The organism is Actinospica acidithermotolerans (genome assembly GCF_018139625.1).
Lineage (GTDB): Bacteria > Actinomycetota > Actinomycetes > Streptomycetales > Catenulisporaceae > Actinospica > Actinospica acidithermotolerans.
The window spans coordinates 1-20,472 of the sequence record NZ_JAGSOH010000100.1 but is presented as its reverse complement, the minus strand read 5'-3'; the positions used below and the strand labels follow the sequence as shown (position 1 = coordinate 20,472).

16 protein-coding genes are annotated in these 20,472 nt (G+C 71.8%); 5 read left to right on the top strand and 11 right to left on the bottom strand.

Going from position 1 to position 20,472, the window contains the following annotated elements:
* Positions 1 to 5: 5 nt before the first annotated feature.
* The 10 genes from egtC to KDK95_RS26010 form a co-directional block, all read right to left on the bottom strand.
* Positions 6 to 809 (bottom strand): ergothioneine biosynthesis protein EgtC, encoded by an 804-nt coding sequence (gene egtC / locus KDK95_RS26055; RefSeq protein ID WP_212520930.1) that lies wholly within the window; start codon positions 807 to 809, stop codon positions 6 to 8.
* A complete protein-coding gene (egtB, locus tag KDK95_RS26050) occupies positions 809 to 2,128 on the bottom strand; it encodes an ergothioneine biosynthesis protein EgtB (RefSeq protein WP_249161900.1) in 1,320 nt (439 codons plus the stop codon). Before egtB ends, egtC begins: the two co-directional genes overlap by 1 nt.
* The gene (egtA, locus tag KDK95_RS26045; RefSeq protein ID WP_212520929.1) at positions 2,125 to 3,396 is read right to left on the bottom strand and encodes an ergothioneine biosynthesis glutamate--cysteine ligase EgtA; all 1,272 of its coding nucleotides are present in this window, start codon (positions 3,394 to 3,396) and stop codon (positions 2,125 to 2,127) included. The genes egtB and egtA overlap by 4 nt, the downstream gene beginning before the upstream one ends.
* Before the next feature lie 113 nt (positions 3,397 to 3,509).
* Entirely contained in the window at positions 3,510 to 4,310 is an 801-nt protein-coding gene (locus tag KDK95_RS26040; RefSeq protein ID WP_212520928.1) for a DeoR/GlpR family DNA-binding transcription regulator, read from the bottom strand.
* Positions 4,294 to 5,109 (bottom strand): sugar phosphate isomerase/epimerase family protein, encoded by an 816-nt coding sequence (locus KDK95_RS26035; protein WP_212520927.1) that lies wholly within the window; start codon positions 5,107 to 5,109, stop codon positions 4,294 to 4,296. The genes KDK95_RS26040 and KDK95_RS26035 overlap by 17 nt, the downstream gene beginning before the upstream one ends.
* A complete protein-coding gene (locus tag KDK95_RS26030) occupies positions 5,106 to 6,152 on the bottom strand; it encodes a Gfo/Idh/MocA family protein (RefSeq protein WP_212520926.1) in 1,047 nt (348 codons plus the stop codon). The genes KDK95_RS26035 and KDK95_RS26030 overlap by 4 nt, the downstream gene beginning before the upstream one ends.
* Before the next feature lie 28 nt (positions 6,153 to 6,180).
* The gene (locus KDK95_RS26025; protein ID WP_212520925.1) at positions 6,181 to 7,041 is read right to left on the bottom strand and encodes a DUF6807 family protein; all 861 of its coding nucleotides are present in this window, start codon (positions 7,039 to 7,041) and stop codon (positions 6,181 to 6,183) included.
* 4 nt (positions 7,042 to 7,045) lie between these two features.
* A complete protein-coding gene (locus KDK95_RS26020; RefSeq protein WP_212520924.1) occupies positions 7,046 to 9,046 on the bottom strand; it encodes a hypothetical protein in 2,001 nt (666 codons plus the stop codon).
* Positions 9,043 to 10,173, bottom strand: coding sequence for a Gfo/Idh/MocA family protein (locus KDK95_RS26015; protein ID WP_212520923.1), 1,131 nt, complete (start codon positions 10,171 to 10,173; stop codon positions 9,043 to 9,045). The genes KDK95_RS26020 and KDK95_RS26015 overlap by 4 nt, the downstream gene beginning before the upstream one ends.
* Complete coding sequence (locus tag KDK95_RS26010; protein WP_212520922.1) at positions 10,173 to 11,108, bottom strand: BadF/BadG/BcrA/BcrD ATPase family protein; 936 nt, start codon at positions 11,106 to 11,108, stop codon at positions 10,173 to 10,175. Before KDK95_RS26010 ends, KDK95_RS26015 begins: the two co-directional genes overlap by 1 nt.
* Positions 11,109 to 11,354: 246 nt before the next feature.
* On the opposite strand from KDK95_RS26010, the gene KDK95_RS26005 reads away from it, so the two are divergent.
* The 5 genes from KDK95_RS26005 (at position 11,355) to KDK95_RS25985 (ending at position 20,226) form a co-directional block, all read left to right on the top strand.
* Positions 11,355 to 12,488: an ROK family transcriptional regulator gene (locus KDK95_RS26005; RefSeq protein ID WP_212520921.1), complete on the top strand. Its 1,134-nt coding sequence runs from the start codon at positions 11,355 to 11,357 to the stop codon at positions 12,486 to 12,488.
* A gap of 184 nt (positions 12,489 to 12,672) precedes the next feature.
* Positions 12,673 to 13,638 (top strand): carbohydrate ABC transporter permease, encoded by a 966-nt coding sequence (locus tag KDK95_RS26000; protein WP_212520920.1) that lies wholly within the window; start codon positions 12,673 to 12,675, stop codon positions 13,636 to 13,638.
* On the top strand, positions 13,631 to 14,506 hold the full coding sequence (locus tag KDK95_RS36225; protein WP_212520919.1) for a carbohydrate ABC transporter permease: 876 nt from the start codon (positions 13,631 to 13,633) through the stop codon (positions 14,504 to 14,506). Before KDK95_RS26000 ends, KDK95_RS36225 begins: the two co-directional genes overlap by 8 nt.
* A 95-nt stretch (positions 14,507 to 14,601) precedes the next feature.
* On the top strand, positions 14,602 to 15,927 hold the full coding sequence (locus tag KDK95_RS25990) for an ABC transporter substrate-binding protein (protein WP_212520918.1): 1,326 nt from the start codon (positions 14,602 to 14,604) through the stop codon (positions 15,925 to 15,927).
* A 45-nt stretch (positions 15,928 to 15,972) separates the two neighbouring features.
* Positions 15,973 to 20,226 (top strand): glycoside hydrolase family 38 N-terminal domain-containing protein, encoded by a 4,254-nt coding sequence (locus tag KDK95_RS25985; RefSeq protein ID WP_212520917.1) that lies wholly within the window; start codon positions 15,973 to 15,975, stop codon positions 20,224 to 20,226.
* On the opposite strand, the gene KDK95_RS25980 is transcribed toward KDK95_RS25985, so the two are convergent.
* A partial coding sequence (locus tag KDK95_RS25980; protein ID WP_212520916.1) for a hypothetical protein occupies positions 20,181 to 20,472 on the bottom strand: 292 nt, incomplete at its 5' end. The genes KDK95_RS25985 and KDK95_RS25980 overlap by 46 nt on opposite strands.

The window sequence follows — 20,472 nt, the reverse complement described above, 5'->3', positions numbered from 1 at the left end:
GTTCCTCACTTCTCCGCGGCGGCGTAGGTCGGCTGCAGCGATGTTGTTCGGACGATGCCGGCCCGGTCGGCCAGCAGCAGGGTGCGGTCGGGGACCTCGTGCCACTCCCCGACAGGCTCGTCGTCGGGTTCGGAGGCGATCAGCAGGTCGGGTCCGGTGCGGTACCAGAGGGAGTCGCCGTACCGGGTGGCGACGACGCTGCGGCCGTCGGTCACCAGCAGGTTCAGCCGGGCGCCGGGGCGCACGGCGGCGACGTGCCGGACGACCCCGGCGACGGCTTCGTCGGGGGCGGTGCCCCGGCGCAGTTCACGATAGATCAGCAGCCACAGCAGCGCCGAGTCGCTGCGGGCCGGCAGGGACAGCAGCTCGGCGGGGCTCAGATCGGCCGGCAGATTCGCCCAGTCGGGTACCGCGCCGTTGTGGCTGAACAGGTAGCGGCCGTCCCGGAACGGAGCGGCGGCCGCCTCCTCCCGGCCGGTGCCCGGGGTGGCCGAGCGGACGGCCGCGAGCACCGCGTGGCTGCGGATCGCGGCGGCCAGTTCGGGCAGGTTCGCGTCGGTCCAGATCGGCACGTTGCGCCGGTAGCGGGCCGGTTCGCCGCCGCCGTCGCCGTCCGCCTCGCTCCCGCCCGCCGCGCCCGGCCCCGCGTGCTCGGCCGGGTACCAGCCGATGCCGAAGCCGTCCGCGTTGACCACCCCGCTCACCTGCATCCGCGGTGCCCAGGACTGCTCGTAGAGCCCGTGCGCCGGGGTCAGCACGAGGCGCGCGAGGCTGGTGCGCGGCCCGAGGTAGGCGAGGTGACGGCACATCAGACGGCCTCGCCGGGGTGTGCGTCGCGGGCGGTGCGGAAGCCGCTGAAGATCTGCCGGCGGATCGGGAAGTCCCAGTTGCGGAACGTGCCGCGGCACGCGACCGGGTCCACGCCGAACGCGCCGCCGCGCAGCACCTTGTAGTCGGTCCCGAAGAAGACCTCGGAATACTCCTTGTAGGGGAACGCGACGAAGCCCGGGTACGGCTGGAAGTCGCTGCTGGTCCACTCCCACACGTCCCCGATCAGCTGGCCGACGCCGTGCGCGGAGCGGCCCTCGGGGTAGGCGCCGGCCGGCGCGGGCCGCAGGTGCCGCTGGCCGAGGTTGGCGTGCTCGGGGCCGGGGTCGGCGTCGCCCCACGGGTAGCGGCGGGAGCGGCCCGCGGACGGGTCGTGCCGGGCGGCCTTCTCCCACTCGGCCTCGGTCGGCAGCCGCCGCCCGGCCCAGCGCGCGTAGGCGTCCGCCTCGTACCAGGACACGTGCACCACCGGCTCGTTCGGCGGCACCGGCTCGACGGCGCCGAACCGGCGGCGCAGCCAGCCGCCGCTCACGTCGCGGGTCCAGAACAGCGGGGCCTCGAGCCCGGCGTGGCAGCGGTGCGCCCAGCCGGTCTCGGTCCACCAGCGCGGGTCCTCGTAGCCGCCGTCGGCGATGAAGGCCTCGTAGTCGGCGTTCACCACCGGCGCCGTGTCGAGGTAGAACGCGGGCACGTCCACCTGGTGCGCGGGGCGCTCGTTGTCCAGCGCCCACGGATCAGTGCTCGTTCCCATCGTGAACGGGCCGCCGGGGATCAGCGCCTCGCGCGGCAGGCGCAGCGCGTCGGCCGCGGCCGGCGGCGGCTCGGCGGCGGTGAGCGCGACCGCACCCCGGCGCAGCTGGTGGGTGGCCAGCATCGTCTCGTCGTGCTGCTGCTCGTGCTGGGCGATCATGCCGAGGACGAAGCGGTCCGCCAGCAGCGGGTCCTCGCTCTCGGCCGGCACGTCGCCGAGCAGGTGCAGCGCCTGGTCGCGCACCTGCGCGATGTAGCGGCGCGCCTGGTCGGGGCGCAGCAGCGGCAGTTCGGTGCGCGAGGAGCGGGTGTGCTGGAAGGCGTCGTAGATTCCGTCGAGGTCGGGGCGCACGCCGGGCCGGCCCGCGGCGGCGCGCACGAGCCAGATGTCCTCCTGGTTGCCGATGTGCGCGAGATCCCAGACCAGCGGCGACATCAGCGGCGAGTGCTGCGCGGTCAGTTCGCCCTCGTCCACGCAGTCGGTGAGGGCGAGGGTGCGCAGCCGCGCGGTGTCCAGCGCGGTCAGGGCACGGTCGAGATCGGTGGTCAACGCCAGGCCTCCTGAAGTTCCCGCAGCGCGGGCGACGCGCCGCCGGGCAGCGCGTCGAGTCGGTCGTCGGCCGGGCAGCGGCCCCGCGCGACGTAGCGTTCGATGAAGGTCGATACAGGGGTTCGCAAGCTCGCGGGCAGCGCCCGCTCGGCGGCCGTGAAGCAGTGCAGTGCGGCCTTGGCGAACTCGGGCGCGGACAGGCCGAAGCGCGCCGCACGCGTCCAGGTGGGCGCGTCCGGCACGGAGCCGGATACGCACAAGGGGGCGGTCGCCTCCCAGGCCGCCTCGGCCGCGACCGGATCGTCGAACAGCGCGGCGCTCACGGCCGCCGGAACCACCCACTCGTCGCCGTGCTGGGTGTCGATCATCCGCAGCTCCAGCCAGCCGCGCGGGCGCACCGGCGGGAAGAGCGTCGTCAGGTGGTAGTCGAGGTCTTCGACGGTCGGCGGCCGCAGCCCGGGAACCGCGCCGTCGCACCAGGCGCGGAAGGTGAGCCCGGCGGGCGCCCGCCAGTCGCCGTCGCCGTCCCCGTCGCAGCGGACGCAGAGCACGGCGGCGTCGAGCGCGTATCGGGCCCACGCCTCGCGCGGGTCCTCGCCGTGCCGGGGCGGCCTGGTGCGGGTCGGGTCCGTCCGCCACCACACGGCCTGGCGGCTCGAGCGCCAGCCGGTGGGCCGGCCGCGCCAGAGCGGCGAGTTGGCGAACGCGGCGACGAGCACCGGGCCGAGCCGGTGCGCGAGCTCCCAGCGCCGCCGCCACCCCGTGATCCCCGGGCTCTCGTCCCCGGCGTCCAGATTGACCTGCAGTCCGGCGCTGCACCGCATCATCCGGCGGCCCCAGGGGCCGCCCCGGTCGAAATGCGCCTCCATGGCCTCGTAGCGCGGCAGGCGCAGCACCCTGTTGCGGGCGAGGAAGGGTTCGAGCCCCCAGCCGGCGAGCGCCATCCCGTGCGCCGCCAGCCTTGCGCGTAAGAGGGCCGTGTCCGCCGCGATGTCCGCGACGCACGCGGCGAGCGGACCCGGCCGGGAGCTGAGCTCCACCTGGCCGCCGGGTTCGCGGCTGAACGAGCTTCCGCCGGGGAACGCGCCGGGCCCACCGAGCCCGTCCAGCGCGCGCTCGATCCGAGCGCGCGGTACCGGGCGCAGCGGGTCCACCAGATCGTGTACCAGCCATTCGAGCTCGACTCCGACCAGGGCCGGAGGCCCGGTCTTGAAGCACACGCCGCGGACATGCGCGCCCGCGTCCTGCGCCGTCAGCCGCTCCGCCATCCCTCACACCTCCCACGGTGCGCTCTGGACCCGCCAGGCATCGCCCGATCGCCCCTCCAAGGCACCCTAACCGCACTCAGCGTCGTCGGCCATATCCGGGAGGATCGTTTGCACTAAGTACACCGTACGTTCTCAGAGGTCCCGACGATCTTGAGTTCGACGCCGTGGTCCTCGCACAGATCGCGGATCTCGCTGCTCGCGGCCTCGGTGACGACCAGGTCCACGCGCTCGAGCCCGCAGACGGTGATGAAGTCGGTCAGGCCGAACTTGCTGCTGTCGATCGGGACCACGACCTTGCGGGCGCGCTCGATGACGGCCTGCTTGACCTGCGTCTCGGCGACGTCCGCGACCGAGATGCCGCTCTCCGAGAGCCCGCTGGCGCCGATGAACGCGACGTTCACGGCGAACCGGGCGAGGGTTTCCAGCGCGATCGGGCCGACGACGGTGCCGCCGAGCGAGCGGACCGTGCCGCCGAGCAGGGTGTGCCGGACCGACGGCGGCTTGTCGGCGAGGGCGGTGGCGACGCCGAGCGAGTTGGTCAGAACATTGACGTGCTCCTGGTCGAGGAGCCGCGCGATCCGCTGCACGGTCGTGCCGCTGTCGAGGAAGACCGAGTCGCCGCGCGCGATCCGCGCGGCGCACTCCCGCGCGATCAGGTCCTTCGCCTCCGCATGCAGCATGCTGCGATCGCCGATCGTCGGCTCGAGCTGCGGGCGCACCGCGATCGCGCCGCCGTGCGTGCGGCGCAGGTGTCTCTCCCGTTCCAGCAGGGTGAGGTCCTTGCGGATCGTCGGCTCGGACACCCCGAGGACATCGACGAGTTCGGCGATGCGGACGCGGCCCTGCGCGCCGACGATCGCGAGAATCCGCTGACGGCGTTCCTCGGCGAAGATCGGGTCAGAGCCGGAGTTCATGGCGCATCAGCTCCTGCCGCACGGTGGCCGCCTCGGCCTCGGTCACGTCTTGGACGATCAAAGGTACCGGCGGGAGCGTCCGCAGGATCCGGAAGACCAGCTCGTAGTCCATCACCTCGAAGTCCTTCGCCTGCGCGCTCACGACGCGGGGACCGAGCACGTCGGCTGCGGCGGTGAGGATCTGCTCCTGCCGATCCAGCGTGTCCGGCGCGAGCAGGTTCGCCGGGTCGAACACGATCCCGATCGGCGCGTCGTCGCCGAGTTCGCCGAGCAGCCGAGCGGCGGTCTCCGCGTCCCGGACGACGTTGCCCGGCTCCGGCTCGATCCCCAGCACCACCTCGCCGTCCGACGCGGCGTCCATCAGCACGTCGAGCGTCGCGCGCAGGTCGCGCCACGCGTCGTCCGCGGCGTTGTCGGGGTGCGCGCGCCACATGTCGTGCGGATCACGGGTACCCGTGCACAAAGTGACGACGTCGGCTCCGAGGAGCCGCGCGCGGCGGACGAGCCCAGCGGCCTGCCGCGTCTCGTCGGTCCGGCGTTCGGCGTCCGGGCCGATCGCGTTGAACGTCGCCGACACGCTCGGAATCGCAAGGCCCTCGTCCTCGAACGCCGCCCGCACGTCGCCGAACGCCGCATCCGGCAGCCCCCAGGCGAGCGTCGGCCGCCCGACCGCGGCGAAATTCCAGTGTGCGAGGGCGAATCCGGCGCGCTTCACCTCAGCCGCGACCTCGGCGGCGCCCGCGCGCTTGAAGGTCTTGGCGAAGATCCCGAGCCGCTGAGCCGGCTCGGTCGCGCTCACAGCGTCACCGTCTCGCCGCTCGCGGACGACGCGGCCACGGCCTCGATGAGCCGCACCGCTTCGAGTCCGTCCGCGGCCGTCGGATCCGCGGGCCCTTCACCGCGTACCGCCCGCGCAAATGCCTCGATCTGCCGCTCATACGCGTTCGTATCATCGAACACGGGCACGGTGAAGGCGCCCACCCGAGCCGAGTAAGCGTGCACGTCCGAGGCGCGGCGGAAGAACGGAAAGTGCGTGTCGACGCGCAGCTGCCCCTCGGATCCGAAGACCTCGATCCCCTCGGCCCCGTCGCCGGGCACGTCCACCCCGATGCCGATCGTGCCGACCGCGCCGGATTTCAGCGTCACGAGCACGCTCCACGCCTGATCGCGTCCGAACTCGCGGTGGATCGCGGTGACCGTGTGCACCTCGCCGAGCAGGAACCGCAGGGTGTCGAAGACGTGGGCGCCGTGCGTGGCCAGCAGGTAGCGCGGCCGGTCCGCTTTGAAGCCCGCCTCCACCCCGCGGACCCGCTCGTCGGCGAATAGGCGCGGGAAGAGGGTCACCTCGACGCCGGGCCGGATGCTCCCGATCCGGTACCAGGCGGCGAAGGACCGCACCTGGCCGAGCCGCCCCGAAACGATGAAATCGCGCGCAAACGAAAGCCCCGGATCATGGCGCTTCATCGATCCGACCTGTACCGTCAGCCCCGTCTCCGCCTGCAGTCCGACGAGGCGAGCCGCCTCGGCGGCACCCGAGGCGAGCGGCTTCTCCACGAGCACGTGCTTTCCCGCGCGCAGTGCTGCCTCGGCGAGCGTGCTGTGGAAGCGATCGGGGGCCGCGATCAGCACCGCCTCCACCTGGCCATTCTCAAAGACCGCCGCCGATTCGGTGACGTACGAGCCGATCCCGTGGCGGCCGGCGACGGCGCGCGCCACGTCCTCGCTCGGATCGCAGACGACGACGAGTTCGACGCCGTCCGCCTTCTCCAGCGCGGGCAGGTGCGCCACCTGCGCGATCCGTCCGCAGCCGACCAATCCGAGCTTCACCGTACTTTCGCTCATAATCGAAAGCATACGACAGCAATCAGAACTAGCCGTCCGTCAGCGTGACGGTGAAGGTGCGAGTGAGCACGGAGCCGGGGGCGAGGACCAGGGGATGACGGAAGGCGAAGGAGATGCCGACGGCCGGGTACTCGGCGACGCGGACGAACCATCGATCGGCGCCCGCCATACCGGTGAACGCGAGAGTGAACCGACGCCCCCCGGCGGATCCGGGCTCCGCGCCGCTGTCCGGCCGGACGCGCGTCCTCGCCGTGACGGTGAGCTCCGGGAGCGCGCTTCCGTTGACCAGGTCCTCGCCGCGGGCCCGGTCGGCGGTGTTCGGGTCGCGGGCTTCGACCCGCATGTCCTCGACCGGAGGCAGCCGCCAGAAGAAGCCGCCGTAGCCCGCGCCCTCACCTCGGCCGTGGGTGGCCGGGCTGCCGATCTCGACGGGTGTCGAGCGCACGTTCGTCAGCCTCGTCCCGAAGCCGAGCGTCCAGGAAGCGGCGGTGGCACCGGCCTCCGCGGTGATCGTGCGATGTTCGGCGAGCAGTTCGGCTCCATCGTGGCCGCGCCAGACGAGGCCGTGTTCCAGCACGCCTTCCGACCGCCGATGCCACAGTTCGTGCTCGATGCGACCGTGGTCCGGCAGCCATGTGTACCCCTGCCCACGCACGTAGCTCCGTCCGCCCCAGAGGTTCGAGCCCGCCACGTCCGCGATCGCCATGCCCGCGCCAAGGTGCCACTCGTGATCGGCTGGGAGGACGTCGGTGACGACGGTTCCGGCGAGCGTGCGCACGGGGTGCAGGTAGGGGCGCGGGACGTTGGTCGGGTCGATGTCGGGCTGGAGGGCGTATCCGGCAACCGTGCGCCCGGCGACGCGCAATTCCAGTTCTTCGATGTCGGACATGGGGTCAGGGCTCGTGCGGGGTGAGGGCGAGGATCGGCTCGCCGTGCTCGTCGCCGGCGGGATGCCCGATCAGGGCGCTGAAGCCGGGCGTGTGGATGTGCACGCCGTCCGCCGTCGCCTCGGCCGTGGCACGGTAGCCGGCCGGATCCGAGGACGGCCCGTAGCAGACCACGAAAACGGCTAGGCCGGCCGGAGCGTCGGGGACCGGATCGGCGAGGACCAGGTTCGTTCCGGCCACGCGGTGCCAGCCGCTGTCCGGGTCGCCGTAGCCGCGCGGGTCGTCCGCGAGCGCGAAGGAGACCTGTTCGAGCGTCGAGCCGACGGTGCGAGGGCTGTTGAAGTACGCCGGACCCTCCGGCGGGTTGACCACGCGCAGCCCGGCCGCCGCACGGATCAGGAGCCCACCTGCGGTGATCGCGCCCGATGTGTCGAGCACGGCGCCCGCGACGCCGAGGCCGAACGGGGTCGAAGGCTTCGGATCGGCGACGGCCGAAACCGCGAGGATCTTGCGCTGCCGGCCGTCGACGGCCTCGAGGTAGGGCAGGCCGGCGAGGAATTCGATCGCGACGTCGCCGGGCAGGCGGGAGCGGTCGAGCACGGCCACGAGGTGGACGCGTTCGCCGTCGCAGACCACGAGCTGCTGAACGGACACCATCGCCTGGTCCCGCGTGACGACCGGCTTCGTCACCAGTTTCGCGGCGAGGCGGCCCGCGACGGCATCCTGCGAGCGCATCGGCCCGAGGGGGCGGGTCAGCAGCATTCTGCTTCCGTCCGGGTACCGCAGCAGCGGGCCGATTCCGTGCTGGTGGTCGGCGACGGCCTCGATGACCGCCGAGTCCGCGGAGTCGACCACGTACGGCGTGAGCTGGCTGGTCAGCGTGACGGACGTGCGTCCGGAGCGCACCGAGTACGGTGTCAGATGCGGCTCGCCGCCGCGGCGGTGCCAGTCGGATTCGTCCTGCAGCAGCCAGACGGTCGCGAACGCGAAGTGCCCGCTCGGCGCGCCGTTGCCCGCGACCGCGTGATAAGCGCACCTGCGGTCGCCGAGATAGCGGCCGAGGTCGGCATTGATACGCCGGCCGAAGTAGCGCAGCCCAAGGGTGCCCTCGAAGCCGCTGTGCTGCTCGCTGTAGCGCGGGCCGCCGAAGTCGAAGCCGCGCACGGACAGCCGGGTTTCGAGGTGCCGCGCGATCTCGTCGCCGTCCTCGAGGAAATCCTGGTCGCCGCTTTCCTGATAGGCCTTGGCGAGGAACGTCAGCGAGATCGGCACGTAGTTCTGGTCGTGGCCCGCGCCGTGCTCGGTGGGCAGGGCGAATCCGCGCTCGACGATGCGGCGGGCGCGGATCTCGTCGGCATAGAGCCTGCGGGCGTCGGCGGCGATCTGCTGCGCCTGCGCGGCGCGCCCGCGCGCCCGCAACTGCCGCGCCAGCGTGAGAGCGGCGGCGATCGAGCCGATGGCCTGGTTCGCGGTCTGCTGGGGGTTGAACACGCTGACTTCGGTCAGCCAGCTCCAGTAGCCGGCCGCCAGCTCGATGACCTGCTCGTACTGCTTCTCGGTGAGCAGGCCTTCGCCGAGGTCGACGATGTTGACGGCGTGCAGCATCGCCCACACCGTGCTCGGCCAGTCGCCGAACGGGTGCTCCCCGTCGCCCGGCATGTACCGCGCATACGGCAGGCCGGAGTCGCGGCGGCGCAGAAAGGGCTCGCCGGGATTGTCCGTGCGGTACACCCGCTCGCGCAGGAAGTGGTCCACTCCCCTGCGCGCGGCCTCGACGAGCCGCTGCTCCCGCGCCCCGCGATGCCAGGCGAGGGCGAGCAGAGAGATCACGCCGAGGGACATGTCGCCGATGTCGTCGTCCGCGGCGGGGTCCTCGAAGTTTCCGTCGGCCTGCTGCCTGTCGATCGCGGCGGCCACGATCTCGGCGAGGACGCGCGCACGCGAGTCCGGATCGAGCGGCAGGTCGTGCACACTCGCGTGCTGGCTCGGCAGATATACAGCGGTCACGCCGGGGCACCTTCCTCTGTCCAGGGCAGCAGCCCGAGTTCGCTGAAGAGTCGTCCGGTGGCGACGACGCGGGCGACGGCGTCCTCGATGCCGGGGACGGTGCGGCCCCGCTCGCCCGCACGTACATGATCCGCCGGGATCGCCCGCGGCGCAGGTCCGCGCTGGATCGCCTCGAGCACCTCGGTGAACATCCCGGTCGAGCGCAGCGGGCAGCGCAGCACGTCGCGGGCCGGATCGTCGCCGAGGTGCTCGATGAGGTCGTCGAGGAGGGCCACGCGGCCGCCGGCCTGCTCGTGTTCGCCGGCCGCCGTGATCGTCAGGAGGCGGTCCTCGGTGTACCAGACGGTCGCGGTGCCGCGCGTGCCGAAGACGCGTACGTAAGGCTCTGATTCGCGTTCGGCGCAGACTGTCGCGGCGAGCGTGACCTCGGCTCCGTCAGTGGCGATCCGCGCGCACGCGGTGTCGTCGGTCTCGATGTCGTACGCGTGGAACGGCTCGACGGTCGTCGAGAGCACGCGCGTTCCGGCCAGGCGCAAGGCGAGCGCGACGCCGTGCGCGAACGGGTTGGTCAGCACGCCGTCCGCGACGGTGACGCCGTCAAGGACCCGCCTGCCGCCCCACGGCGCGCGTCGGTAGTACTCGTATCCGCGCCACCAGTGCCCGGACATGGCGACGCGCGTGACCTCGCCGAATTCCCCCTCGCGCACCTGCGTGGCGAGTTGGTCGACAACGGAGGAGCCGAAGGCCTGGAAGCCGACCTGGCAGTGCCTGCCCGCGGCCTCGGCCGCGGACAGCAGCCGCGCATGGTCTGCGACGGAGGTGACCGGGGGCTTTTCCAGCAGCAGATGCGCGCCGACGCTCAGCGCGGCCTCGGCGATGCCCAGATGCGTGTGAATGGGCGTCGAGATGACCGCGATGTCGGGACGCAGCGTCTCGAGCAGCTCCACGGCGTCGGTGGAGAACTCGCGGCCGCCGAGCCGATCGTCTCCCGCATCCGGTTCGCGCCGGTCGGCCGCGCCGCAGAGTTCGAGCACGCCGGCGCGCTCACGTTCGAGCAGGGCTTCGAGATGGACGCGGCCGTGACCGTGCACGCCGATCAGCGCCACGCGCGGCCGTGCGGTGCTCATCAGGCCGCCTCCGCTTGCAGCCCGCCCAGCGTCATCCGCTCCGCGATCACCAGCGCTCCCTGGACCGGCGGCACCGTCAGCCGGTGCACGGCCGTGCCGGGCAGCGCCGCGCCGAGCCTGCGCACGAACGCGTCGTAAAGCCGCGGCTGGTTGAGGATCACTCCCCCGCCGACGGCCACGCCCGACGCGTCCACGCCGCGCGCCGCGACCTGGACGACGAGCCGGGACAGGGCCTCGGCCGCGTCCTCGATCACCGCCTCGGCCACGGACGAGCCGCCGTCCAGCGCCTCGAAGACGAGCGACGCGCGCTCGCCCCACTCCCGGGCGCCGGCCTGCGCGGCCATCGCGTCGGGGAGATCGGTGACCTCGCTGACCCGGTAGGCGGCGAGCAGCAGCGCGGCGAGCAGGTCGGGCTCCTCGCCGCGGTCGCGGGCGGCGAGGCTCGCGCGGGCGGCCTCGCGGATCAGGCCGGGGGCGCTGCCCTCGTCGCCGAACAGCCAGCCCCAGCCGCCGACGTAGACCGGCCGGCCCGCGGCGTCCCGGCCGACGGCCACCGAGCCGGTCCCGGCGACCAGGCCGATGCCGTCGCCGAGGCCGACCGCGGGGGCGAGCAGTTCGGCGTCGTTGAGCACCAGGCAGGGCCCGCCGACCAGCGCTTCGAGCGCGCGGCCGAGCGCGGCGCCGTCCTCGGCGCTGTCGCAGCCGTGCGCGCCCACCGCCACGGCGGCGGGCACGACGCCGGGGACGGCGCGCGCGATCAGCCCGGCCAGGAAGCCGGCGGCACGGCGGAAGTCGGCGGGGATCCAGCCCACGCTGGAGTACACCTGGTCGGCGAGCAGGCGGGGACCGGCGACGGCGCGCAGATGCGTCTTGGTGCCGCCGACGTCGATGCCCACCCGGACTCCTGAGATCGGGCCCGGAATCAGGTCCGGCACGGGGTGCTCCTCTTTCCATCGGATCCGCCGCGCTTCGGGCGCGGCGGAATGCGGTGCATGGATCGAGTGCGTGGTCCGCCCCGGCGCGGGACGGCGACTGCGGCGGGGCGGTGCTGTGATCGTGCCGCCGCGGGAACCCGGCGGCTGGGACCCGTCCAAGTTCGTTAGTCACTAAACTAACGAATCCCCGGGGCTGTCAAGGGCCCGCACGGCTCCGGCGGATCACGAAAAAGGAAAGGTCCGGCCATGGCAACCACCACCACCGCCCCGCTGACCGAGAGCGCCGGCGAGGTGTTCGCGCAGCTCGCACGGCTGAACCGGGCCACCCGCCCGCAGCTGGCGGCGGCCTGCGCGCTGTCCAAGCCGACCGTCTCGAGCGCGATGGCCGAACTCGAGTCGGCCGGGCTCGTCGCGCGGGACGGCACGGCGCACGGCTCGACCGGGCGCTCCGCCGCCGTCTACCGGCTCGCCGCGGACGCCGGCTACGTGCTGGCCGTGGACCGCGGGCACACGCAGGTCTCCTTCCGGGCGATCGCGCTGGACGGCACGGTGCTCGACGAGGGCCAGTCCACGCGGCTCGACCGGGCCTGGTCGATGCTGGCCGCGGCCCGCCGGCGCCGCACCGCGGACGGACCGCTGCGCCGGGCCGTGGTCGCCGTCTCGGACGTCGTGCTGCCCGATCCCGCGGCCGACCCGGAGACCGCGCGGCGGGTCGCGGACGCCGTGGAGTCGCTGCGGCTGCCCGGGCAGGTCCCGGTCGCCGTCGAGAACAACGTCAACTGCGCGGCGATCGCCGAACTGCACGACGGGGACGGCTCGGGCGAGGGGCCCGGCGGCCGCGACACCTTCGTGTACCTGCAGGTCGGCGTCGGCATCGGGGCCGGGATCGTGATCGGGCGCCGGCTGCTGCGCGGGCGCAACGGGGCCGCCGGGGAGGTCGCCAGACTCGCCTACCCGTGGGCGGACGGCCGGGAGCCCGGCCACGAGGCGCTGGAGGCCAGGATCGGCTCGCCGGGGCTGATGCTGCAGGTCTCGGGCGCCTGGCGGGCGGACGACGGGCCGCTGCCGGCGGATCCCGAGGCCGTGTTCGCGCTGGCCGCCGAGGGCCACCCGCGGGCCGCCGCCCTGGTCGCGCGGCACGCGGCGGAGGTCGGCAAGCTCGCCGTCTCGCTCACCGCCGTGCTCGATCCCGGCCTGGTCATCCTCGGCGGCGGGGTCGGCCGCAACCCGCTGCTCACCGCCGGCGTCGCCGAGACCCTCGCGCGGCTCGGCTGGCCGACGAAACTCGAGGTCAGCAGGCTGGGCGAGCACGCCACCGTGCTCGGCGCGGCGCATCTGGCGCGGGAACACGGGATCAACGCGGTCGTAACAGGCGCGTAACCGCCCTGCTCATAGAGTTTGTGCTGACCTCTTGACATGAGGGGTCGCCGTCCCCAGAATTCTCGGCAAGCGCTTTCCAGACGCTTCCCTGGGACGGACGTACTGGACCAAACGGCGCCGTGCGTGGATATTCATGGCAGCCAATTCAGGCATGTACGTATAGACCGTCCCAGGAGCGAAGCACATGGCGTCTGCGAACACCGACCAACGCGTCGTCGCGCCCGGTCCGAGCGCCACGGCCGCGCGCATCCCGAAACAGCGCACCCGCAAACGGAGAAGGCACAAGCACAACCGGGCCGCGTACGCGTTCCTGGCGCCCTGGCTGATCGGCCTGTTCGGCCTGACGCTCTTCCCGATGGCGTACTCGCTCTATCTGTCCTTCACGAACTACGGACTGCTGAGCGCGCCCAAGTGGATCGGCCTGGAGAACTTCCGGCTGCTGTTCCAGGACCCGAACTTCTGGCAGTCGGTGCGGGTCACCTTCGAGTACGTGGTCTTCTCGGTGCCGCTCAAGCTCGGCGCGGCCCTGGCCGTGGCGGTGCTGCTGAACAAGAAGATCAAGGGCCTGGGCTTCTACCGCTCGGCGTTCTACCTGCCCTCGCTGCTCGGCGCCTCCGTCGCCGTCGCCGTGATGTGGCAGCAGGTCTTCTCCCAGCAGGGGCTGCTCAACGAGTTCCTCGGCGTGTTCGGCATCCACGGCCAGGACTGGATCGGCCAGCCCTCGACCGCGCTGTGGACGCTGATCCTGCTGGCCGGCTGGCAGTTCGGCACCCCGATGCTGATCTTCCTGGCCGGGCTCAAGCAGCTGCCGAAGGACGTCTACGAGGCCGCCTCGCTCGACGGCTCGGGACCGCTTCGGACGTTCTTCACCATCACGCTTCCGCTGCTGTCCCCGATGATCTTCTTCAACCTCGTGCTGGAGACGATCAACGCCTTCCAGACCTTCACCCCGGCCTACGTGGTGAGCAACGGCCTCGGCGGCCCGGTCGGATCCACCCTCCTCTACACGCTCTACCTGTACCAGAAGGGCTTCGGCAGCCTGCAGATGGGCTACGCCTCGGCGATGGCCTGGCTGCTGTTCCTGGTGATCGGCCTGTTCACGGCCTTGTACTTCGCGACCGCGCGGAAGTGGGTGACCTACGGTGACTGATCTCGCCACCCTGACAAGCAGGACCCGGCGCCGCCGGCTCTCGAAGCCGCACTGGCGCACGCACCTCGTGCTCGGCATCAGCCTGCTGGTGATGATCTACCCGCTGATCTGGCTGGTCGGCGCGTCCTTCAAGCCGGAGGACCAGATCTTCTCGACCTGGAACCCGCTGCCGCTGCACGGGTTCACCCTCTCCAACTACACCAGCGGCTGGAACGCGACCGGCACCTCGTTCACCGTGTACATCGCGAACTCGCTGGTGATCTCGGGGCTCGTGGTCGTCGGCAACCTGCTGACGTGCTCGGCGGCCGCGTACGCGTTCGCCCGGCTGGACTTCGCGTTCAAGAAGGCCTGGTTCGGGCTGATGCTCAGCACCATGATGCTCCCGTTCCAGGCCACGATGATCCCGCAGTACGTGATCTTCCACGACCTGAACTGGGTCAACACCTTCCTTCCGCTGGTGGTGCCCTACTTCCTCGCGGTGGACGCGTTCTTCATCTTCCTGATGACGCAGTTCATCCGCGGCATCCCGCGCGAGCTCGACGAGGCCGCCGCGATCGACGGCGCCGGGCACGTGCGGGTGTTCTTCTCGGTCATCCTGCCGCTGCTCAAGCCCGCGCTCGTCACCACGACCGTGCTGACGTTCGTGTGGGTCTACAGCGACTTCCTGCGCCAGCTCGTCTACCTCAACGACAACACCAAGTACACCGTGCCGCTCGGCCTGAACGCGTTCGTCGACCGGGCGAGCGGCTCCAGCTACGGCGGCCTGCTGGCCATGTCCGTCGTCACGCTGCTGCCGATGCTCGTCGTCTTCCTGGTCTTCCAGAAGCGCCTCGTCGACGGCGTCGCCAACTCGGGCATCAAGGGCTGATCCGCCCCGCCCGCACAGTCCCGCCGTCCGCCGGACGGCGCTCCGCACAACCGCAGCACCCCTCCCTTCCCTCATTCGAGAAAGTAGCTCCGCAAATGTCAGAACTGTCCAGAAGAGGCTTCTTCGGCCTCGGTGCGGGCGCCGCGGCTCTGGCGATGGCCGGCTGCAGCGACTTCACGGCCTCGACCTCCAGCTCAGGCGCAAGCTCCGGCTCCTCGGGTGGCTCCCTCGTGTTCCGCTGGTGGGGCGGGACCTCGCGCAACGAGGCGTACCAGTCCGCGCTGAAGGTCTTCACCAAGAAGACCGGCATCAAGGTGACCGCGCAGTACTCCGGCTACAACGGCTACTTCGACAAGCTCAACACCGAGTTCGCCGGCGGCACCCCGCCGGACGTGTTCCAGATGGACACCGCGCTGACCAGCACGTACGCCGCCAAGGGGGTGCTGACCGACCTGTCCACGTACATCCCGGGCACGATCCAGCTCAGCACGCTGTTCCCGGCGCTGCGCGGCGCGGGCGTGGTCAAGGGCGTGAACTACGGCGTCGCGTCCGGCTCGGGCTACGCCCCGGTGCTCTACAACGAGACCGTGCTGAACAAGCTCAAGATCGCGCTGCCGGAGAACTCCTGGACCTGGGACGACTTCTCGACCATCACGAACGAGGTCGCGAAGGCCTGGGGCTCGGGCAAGTACGGCGCGAACGACGCCTCCGGCGACGACTCCGGCGCGCTGCAGCCGTGGCTGCGCCAGCGCGGGAAGGACCTCTACACCAGCTCGGGCGAGCTCGGCTTCGACGCGACCGACCTCGGGGACTGGTGGAACTACTGGGCGGGCCTGCGCAAGACGGGCGCGTGCGTCCCGGCCGACCTGGTCGCCAACTACGGCAACGCCGACTCGACGAACCCGTTCGTGGCCGGATCCGCGGCGCTCACGACGGGCTGGGGCCTGGCGCAGATCGCCCCGCTGATGACCGCCACCCTCGGCGAGATCATCGTGCCGCGCGGCGCGAACGGCAAGACCGGACAGGCCCTCAACGGCGGCGTGCTGCTGGTCATCCCGACCAAGAGCAGCAACCCGACGGGCGCCGCGAAGCTGATCGACTTCTTCCTCACCGACAAGGACGCGATCAAGATCATGGGGACCCAGCGCGGGCTGCCGCCGTCCTCGCTCGCCGAGACCGAGCTGCTGCCGACCCTCAGCGCCTCCGCGAAGCTGGACGTCACCTACGGCGACTACGTCAACCAGCAGGTGGCGGCCGACGCCCTGGCCGACGCCCCGTCCGCGCCTCCCGGATACGGCGACGTCAAGACCGCGCTGGGCAACGTCTCCTCCGCGGTGGCGTTCGGCAAGCAGTCCGTCTCGGCCGGGGTGAGCTCGTTCTTCAGCCAGGCGAAGACGATCCTCGCGCAGGCCGCGGCGTAGCCCGCGCCCGCCCCCCGACCCTCACGACCGGAGAAGAACTCTGCCATGCGGATCACCGCCGTCCACGACACGGACCTGTTCGTCGGCACCCTCGCCTCGCCGAGGCAGCTGGTCAGAGTCGCGGTGGCGGGTCTATCCGGACCGGCGACGGTGCGGATAGCCGGTCCGCTGGTGGAGACTCCCGTTCCGGCCGCCGTCGCGGCCGGAACGGAGCAGACCGTCGAGGTCGGCGTCGTCTTCCGGGCGCCGTCGGTCGAGGGCGGCACGTACCAGGCCACGGTGATCCTCGAGTCCGGCGACGGCCGGGCCACCCGGCCGGTGCGGCTCGCCCGCGCCGAGTCCGGGTGGACGATGTGGATGATCTCGCACTTCCACTACGACCCGGTGTGGTGGAACACGCAGGCCGGATTCACCGAGACGTGGCTGGACCTGCCGGGCGCGCAGGAGAAGCGGATGCCGTTCCAGCTCTCCGCCTTCGACCTCGTGCGCGCGCACATCGACGCGGCCCGGGACGACGCCGACTACGCGTTCGTCCTCGCCGAGGTCGATTACCTCAAGCCGTACTGGGACCGCTTCCCCGGCGATCGCGCCGACCTTCGAAGACTGATGCGCGAGGGCCGGGTGGAGCTCGTCGGCGGCAGCTACAACGAGGCCAACACGAACCTGACGCACCCCGAATCGACGGTGCGCAACCTCGTCTACGGGTTCGGATACCAGCGCGACGTGCTCGGCGGCGAACCGCGCTCGGCCTGGATGGTGGACGTGTTCGGCCACGACCCGGCGTACCCGGGCCTCGTCGCCGACGCCGGCCTGGACTCGAGCGTCTGGGCGCGCGGGCCGTGGCACCACGTCGGCGCGAAACGGCACACCGGCGAGATCACCCGGCAGCAGTTCCCCTCCGAGTTCGAGTGGATCTCGCCGTCGGGACGCGGCGTGCTGACCGGCTACCTCGCGGACCACTACGTGGCCGGCTGGGACATCGAACGCGTCGAGACGCTCGAGGAGTCGATGCAGAAGGCGTACGAGAAATTCGCGGACCTGAAGAAGGTTGCGGCCACGCGCAATGTGCTGCTGCCGGTCGGCCACGACCACAACGTGCCGTCGCGCTTCTGCACGCAGATCCACCGCGAATGGAACGCACGCTACGTCTGGCCGCGCTTCCAGGTCGGCATTCCACGCGACTTCTTCGCCGCCGTCCGCGCCGACGCCGAGCGGCGTAAGACGGTCATCAGCATGCAGACGCGTGACATGAACCCGGTCTACACCGGCAAGGACGTGTCGTACATCGACACGAAGCAGGCCCAGCGCGCGGCGGAGGTCGCGGTCCTCGACGGTGAACGGATCGCCGCGCTCGCGACGCTTCTCGGCGGGCGGTATCCGCACGAGGCGCTGGACAAGGCCTGGCGGCAACTCGTCTACGGCGCGCACCACGACGCGATCACCGGGACCGAGTCGGATCAGGTCTACCTGGACCTGCTCAACGGCTGGCGCGAGGCGGACGAGTTGGGCCGCGAAGTCATCGACGGATCGATCGAGTTCCTGGCGCGGCACGTGTCGCTCGCGGGCTCCCCCTGCATTCTCGCCGTCAATACATTGTCCTTCGAACGCACCGCGCCGACGACGGCGACGGTGCGGTTCGCGGCGGACGAAGAGGTTCACGGCGTGCGCGTCCTGGACCCGTCCGGCGCGGAGGTCCCGGCGCTGACCGAGTCCGTCGTGCGGCGCGACGACGGTTCGATCACTGAGATCGTGCTCTGCTTCGTGGCCGTTTCGCTTCCATCGCTCGGCTATCGCGTTTACCGGGTTCTCCCCGCCGACGAAGTTCCCCCCGGCTGGAGCCGCGCGACCGCCGCCTCCGCGCCGCGAATCCAGAACGAGTACTTCACCGTCGAGGCGGATCCATCGCGCGGAGGAGCCCTCTCCAGCGTCGTCGAGCGGCGAACCGGACGCGAGCTTGTGCGGCCCGGAGGGCTTGCCGCCGAGTTCGTCCTTCAGGCGGAGCTCGCGGACCACGAATACTGGGGCGAGGGCCCGTGGCATCTGCTGCCCACCGGACCCGGCGTCGCCACCGGGTCGAAGCCCGCGGCCGTGCATGTCGAGACGAGCCAGCTCGGCGCCCGCATCGTCACCTCGACCGAGCTCGCCGGCCTGCGCGTCACCCAGCTCGCGACCCTCCTGTCCGGCATCGACCGCGTCGATCTGACCTCGCACGTGGACGGCTCGATCGGCCAGGACCACCTGCTGCGCGCGCGTTTCCAGTTCGACGCCCCGGGCCTGCTGCCGGTCGCAGAGGTCGGCTTCGGCGCGGTCGGGCGCTCGTTCGGGTTCCCCGACGCCGACGCGGCGAAGAGCCTCTGGACGCTCGACAGCCCGGCGCATACGTGGGCCGGGCTGTCCTCGACCGCGCGGCTGCACCTGCGCCGCGAGGACCGCGCCGCGGACGACGTGCACGCGTTCGGCGTCGCGGAGATCGTGGACGACACGACCGCCGACCGCGCGAAGCACGTCCGCGCGCTGATCGCCGCGCTGGCCGCCAAGGGCGTGACCGCGACACTGACCGAGCCGGACGGAGAGCGCTACGGCGCCCTCGACGCGGACTCGAACCTTCCGGACATCCGGATCGTGCTCGGCCGCGGCAACGCGTTCGCGGCGGCCGTGCTCGACTCGGCCGGACCGGCGTACCGCGAGGCCCTGGACCTGCACGGCCGGGTCTTCGTCCCGGCCGCGCGAACGCGGCGCGAACAGTGGGTTCCCGACGCCGATCTGCGCGGCCCGCGCGACCTGCCGGTGCTGATCGTCGGCAGGACGCCGGCCGCCCTCGCGCAGCTCGTCGAGGACCTCGCCGACGCCGCGATCGAGGTCCCGGTCCCCGTCGGCCTCGCCTCGACCCCCGAGCCCGCCGCGGACCGCTCGATCGCCGTCGTCAACCGGGGCACGCCGGGGTTCGTCGTCGACCCGGAGGGCGCGCTGAGCGTGAACCTGATGCGGGCGTGCAGCGGGTTCCCCGCGCAGTACTGGATCGAAGGCGAGCGGCGCACGGCACCGGACGGGTCGAGCTTCGCCTGGCAGCACTGGTCCCACACCTTCGAGCTGAGCATCGTCGCGGGGCCCGGAGACTGGCGCGAGAACGGCTTCGCGCGCGCCGGCCAGGACGTGAACCACCCGGTGCGTGCCCGGCAGGCCCGGAACACGTCCCCGGCGGACGATGCGCGCCTGCTGCCCGCCGAACTCAGCCTCATCTCCGTCACCCCCGCCGACGTGCTGCTGACCACGGCCAAGTCCGCGGGCAACCCGCTGGCGTCCGGATCCGCGGTGAACGACACCGGTGAACTCAGCCTCCGCGTCTACGACTCCACGGGCTCCGCGAAGACCGCGACCGTGCGGGTGCACGGCGGCGTCGAGAGCGCGCAGCGCACCGACCTGCTGGAGAGCGCGGATCGAAACCCTGACGAGGGCCTCACCAGGGTCGACGCGTCATCAGTGGCCGTCGACCTCGCCCCCGCCGACATCGCGACCATTCGGGTCCGGACCACGCCGCGCGGCGTCGTCGGCTCCGGCCGCCCGCTCGCGCGCATCGCAGAACCGGTCCAACCGGTCTTCACGGAGTACTGGCTGCACGACCAAGGCCCGGCGCCGATCGGGAACCTGCCGGTGTCCGTACACATCGCCGCCGAGCCGGAATGCCTCGCAGTCACAGTGAGCTGCAGTGCGGACGAGTCGCGTGGCAGCGTCGAGCTGGTCGTCCCGGCGGGCATCTCCGTCGCGGACACGGAGTTCCCGTACAAACTCGCCGCCGGCGAGCACGCCCGATTCACCGCCCCGTACACGGTCCACGGCGCGCCCGGAAGCTACGTCGTCGCCGCACGCATCCGTGACGCGGCCGGCCAGGTTCTGGAGGACTCGGCCGTGATCCGCTTCGGCGCAAGCGCACGGGAGGAGTCGGCCGACGCTGACCTCTTCGACGTCGGCATCGACTGGCCGGCCGTCCGCCTCGCTCCCGGCCAGAGTGCCGACCTGCCGGTGCGGCTGACGAATCGGGCCGCGAGCGCGATCCGCGGAGAGGTGGCGCTGATCAGCCCGTACGGCACCTGGCTGGACGACGGCGACGTGACGGTGACGCCGCGCGTGCAGTCCTTCAGCCTTGAGCCGGGCGGCGGCACGACCCTGGCCTTCAGCGTGCGCGCGGGCGCCGCGGCGCGGCCGGGCGCGCATTGGTGGGCTCTGGCACGCGCCGCCTGCCACGGCGCGCTCCGCTACGGGCCCTCGACCGCCGTCGAGATCATCGCATCAGGGGGTTGACATCGCGCCGTCAGGATTCCCTCATCGGCTTTTAACACGGCGTCCGCGCAGGTCAGCAAGATCGATTTGGCCTTGGACCCGGGGATTGGGTTAGCTTCTTTGTGTACCGGGCAAGTCTCGGCCGAGGCTGAGACCCCGTCACCGAGGAGGCAGCGTTGCACAATCCGGTCGTGCGCGAAGATCGGGCCCGCGCCGTGCGCGCGGGCCTCCCACAGCTGGTAGCTGGAGACGACCGGGTCCATGCAC

Bases quoted from the DNA above. Each gene is read 5' to 3' on its own strand.
- KDK95_RS26005 (WP_212520921.1), top strand. From the start codon at position 11,355: ATGGCAACCACCACCACCGCCCCGCTGACCGAGAGCGCCGGCGAGGTG.
- KDK95_RS25985 (WP_212520917.1), top strand. From the start codon at position 15,973: ATGCGGATCACCGCCGTCCACGACACGGACCTGTTCGTCGGCACCCTC.
- KDK95_RS26040 (WP_212520928.1), bottom strand. From the start codon at position 4,310: ATGAACTCCGGCTCTGACCCGATCTTCGCCGAGGAACGCCGTCAGCGG.
- KDK95_RS26000 (WP_212520920.1), top strand. From the start codon at position 12,673: ATGGCGTCTGCGAACACCGACCAACGCGTCGTCGCGCCCGGTCCGAGC.
- KDK95_RS26015 (WP_212520923.1), bottom strand. From the start codon at position 10,173: ATGAGCACCGCACGGCCGCGCGTGGCGCTGATCGGCGTGCACGGTCAC.
- egtA (WP_212520929.1), bottom strand. From the start codon at position 3,396: ATGGCGGAGCGGCTGACGGCGCAGGACGCGGGCGCGCATGTCCGCGGC.
- KDK95_RS26025 (WP_212520925.1), bottom strand. From the start codon at position 7,041: ATGTCCGACATCGAAGAACTGGAATTGCGCGTCGCCGGGCGCACGGTT.
- egtC (WP_212520930.1), bottom strand. From the start codon at position 809: ATGTGCCGTCACCTCGCCTACCTCGGGCCGCGCACCAGCCTCGCGCGC.
- KDK95_RS26030 (WP_212520926.1), bottom strand. From the start codon at position 6,152: ATGAGCGAAAGTACGGTGAAGCTCGGATTGGTCGGCTGCGGACGGATC.
- KDK95_RS25990 (WP_212520918.1), top strand. From the start codon at position 14,602: ATGTCAGAACTGTCCAGAAGAGGCTTCTTCGGCCTCGGTGCGGGCGCC.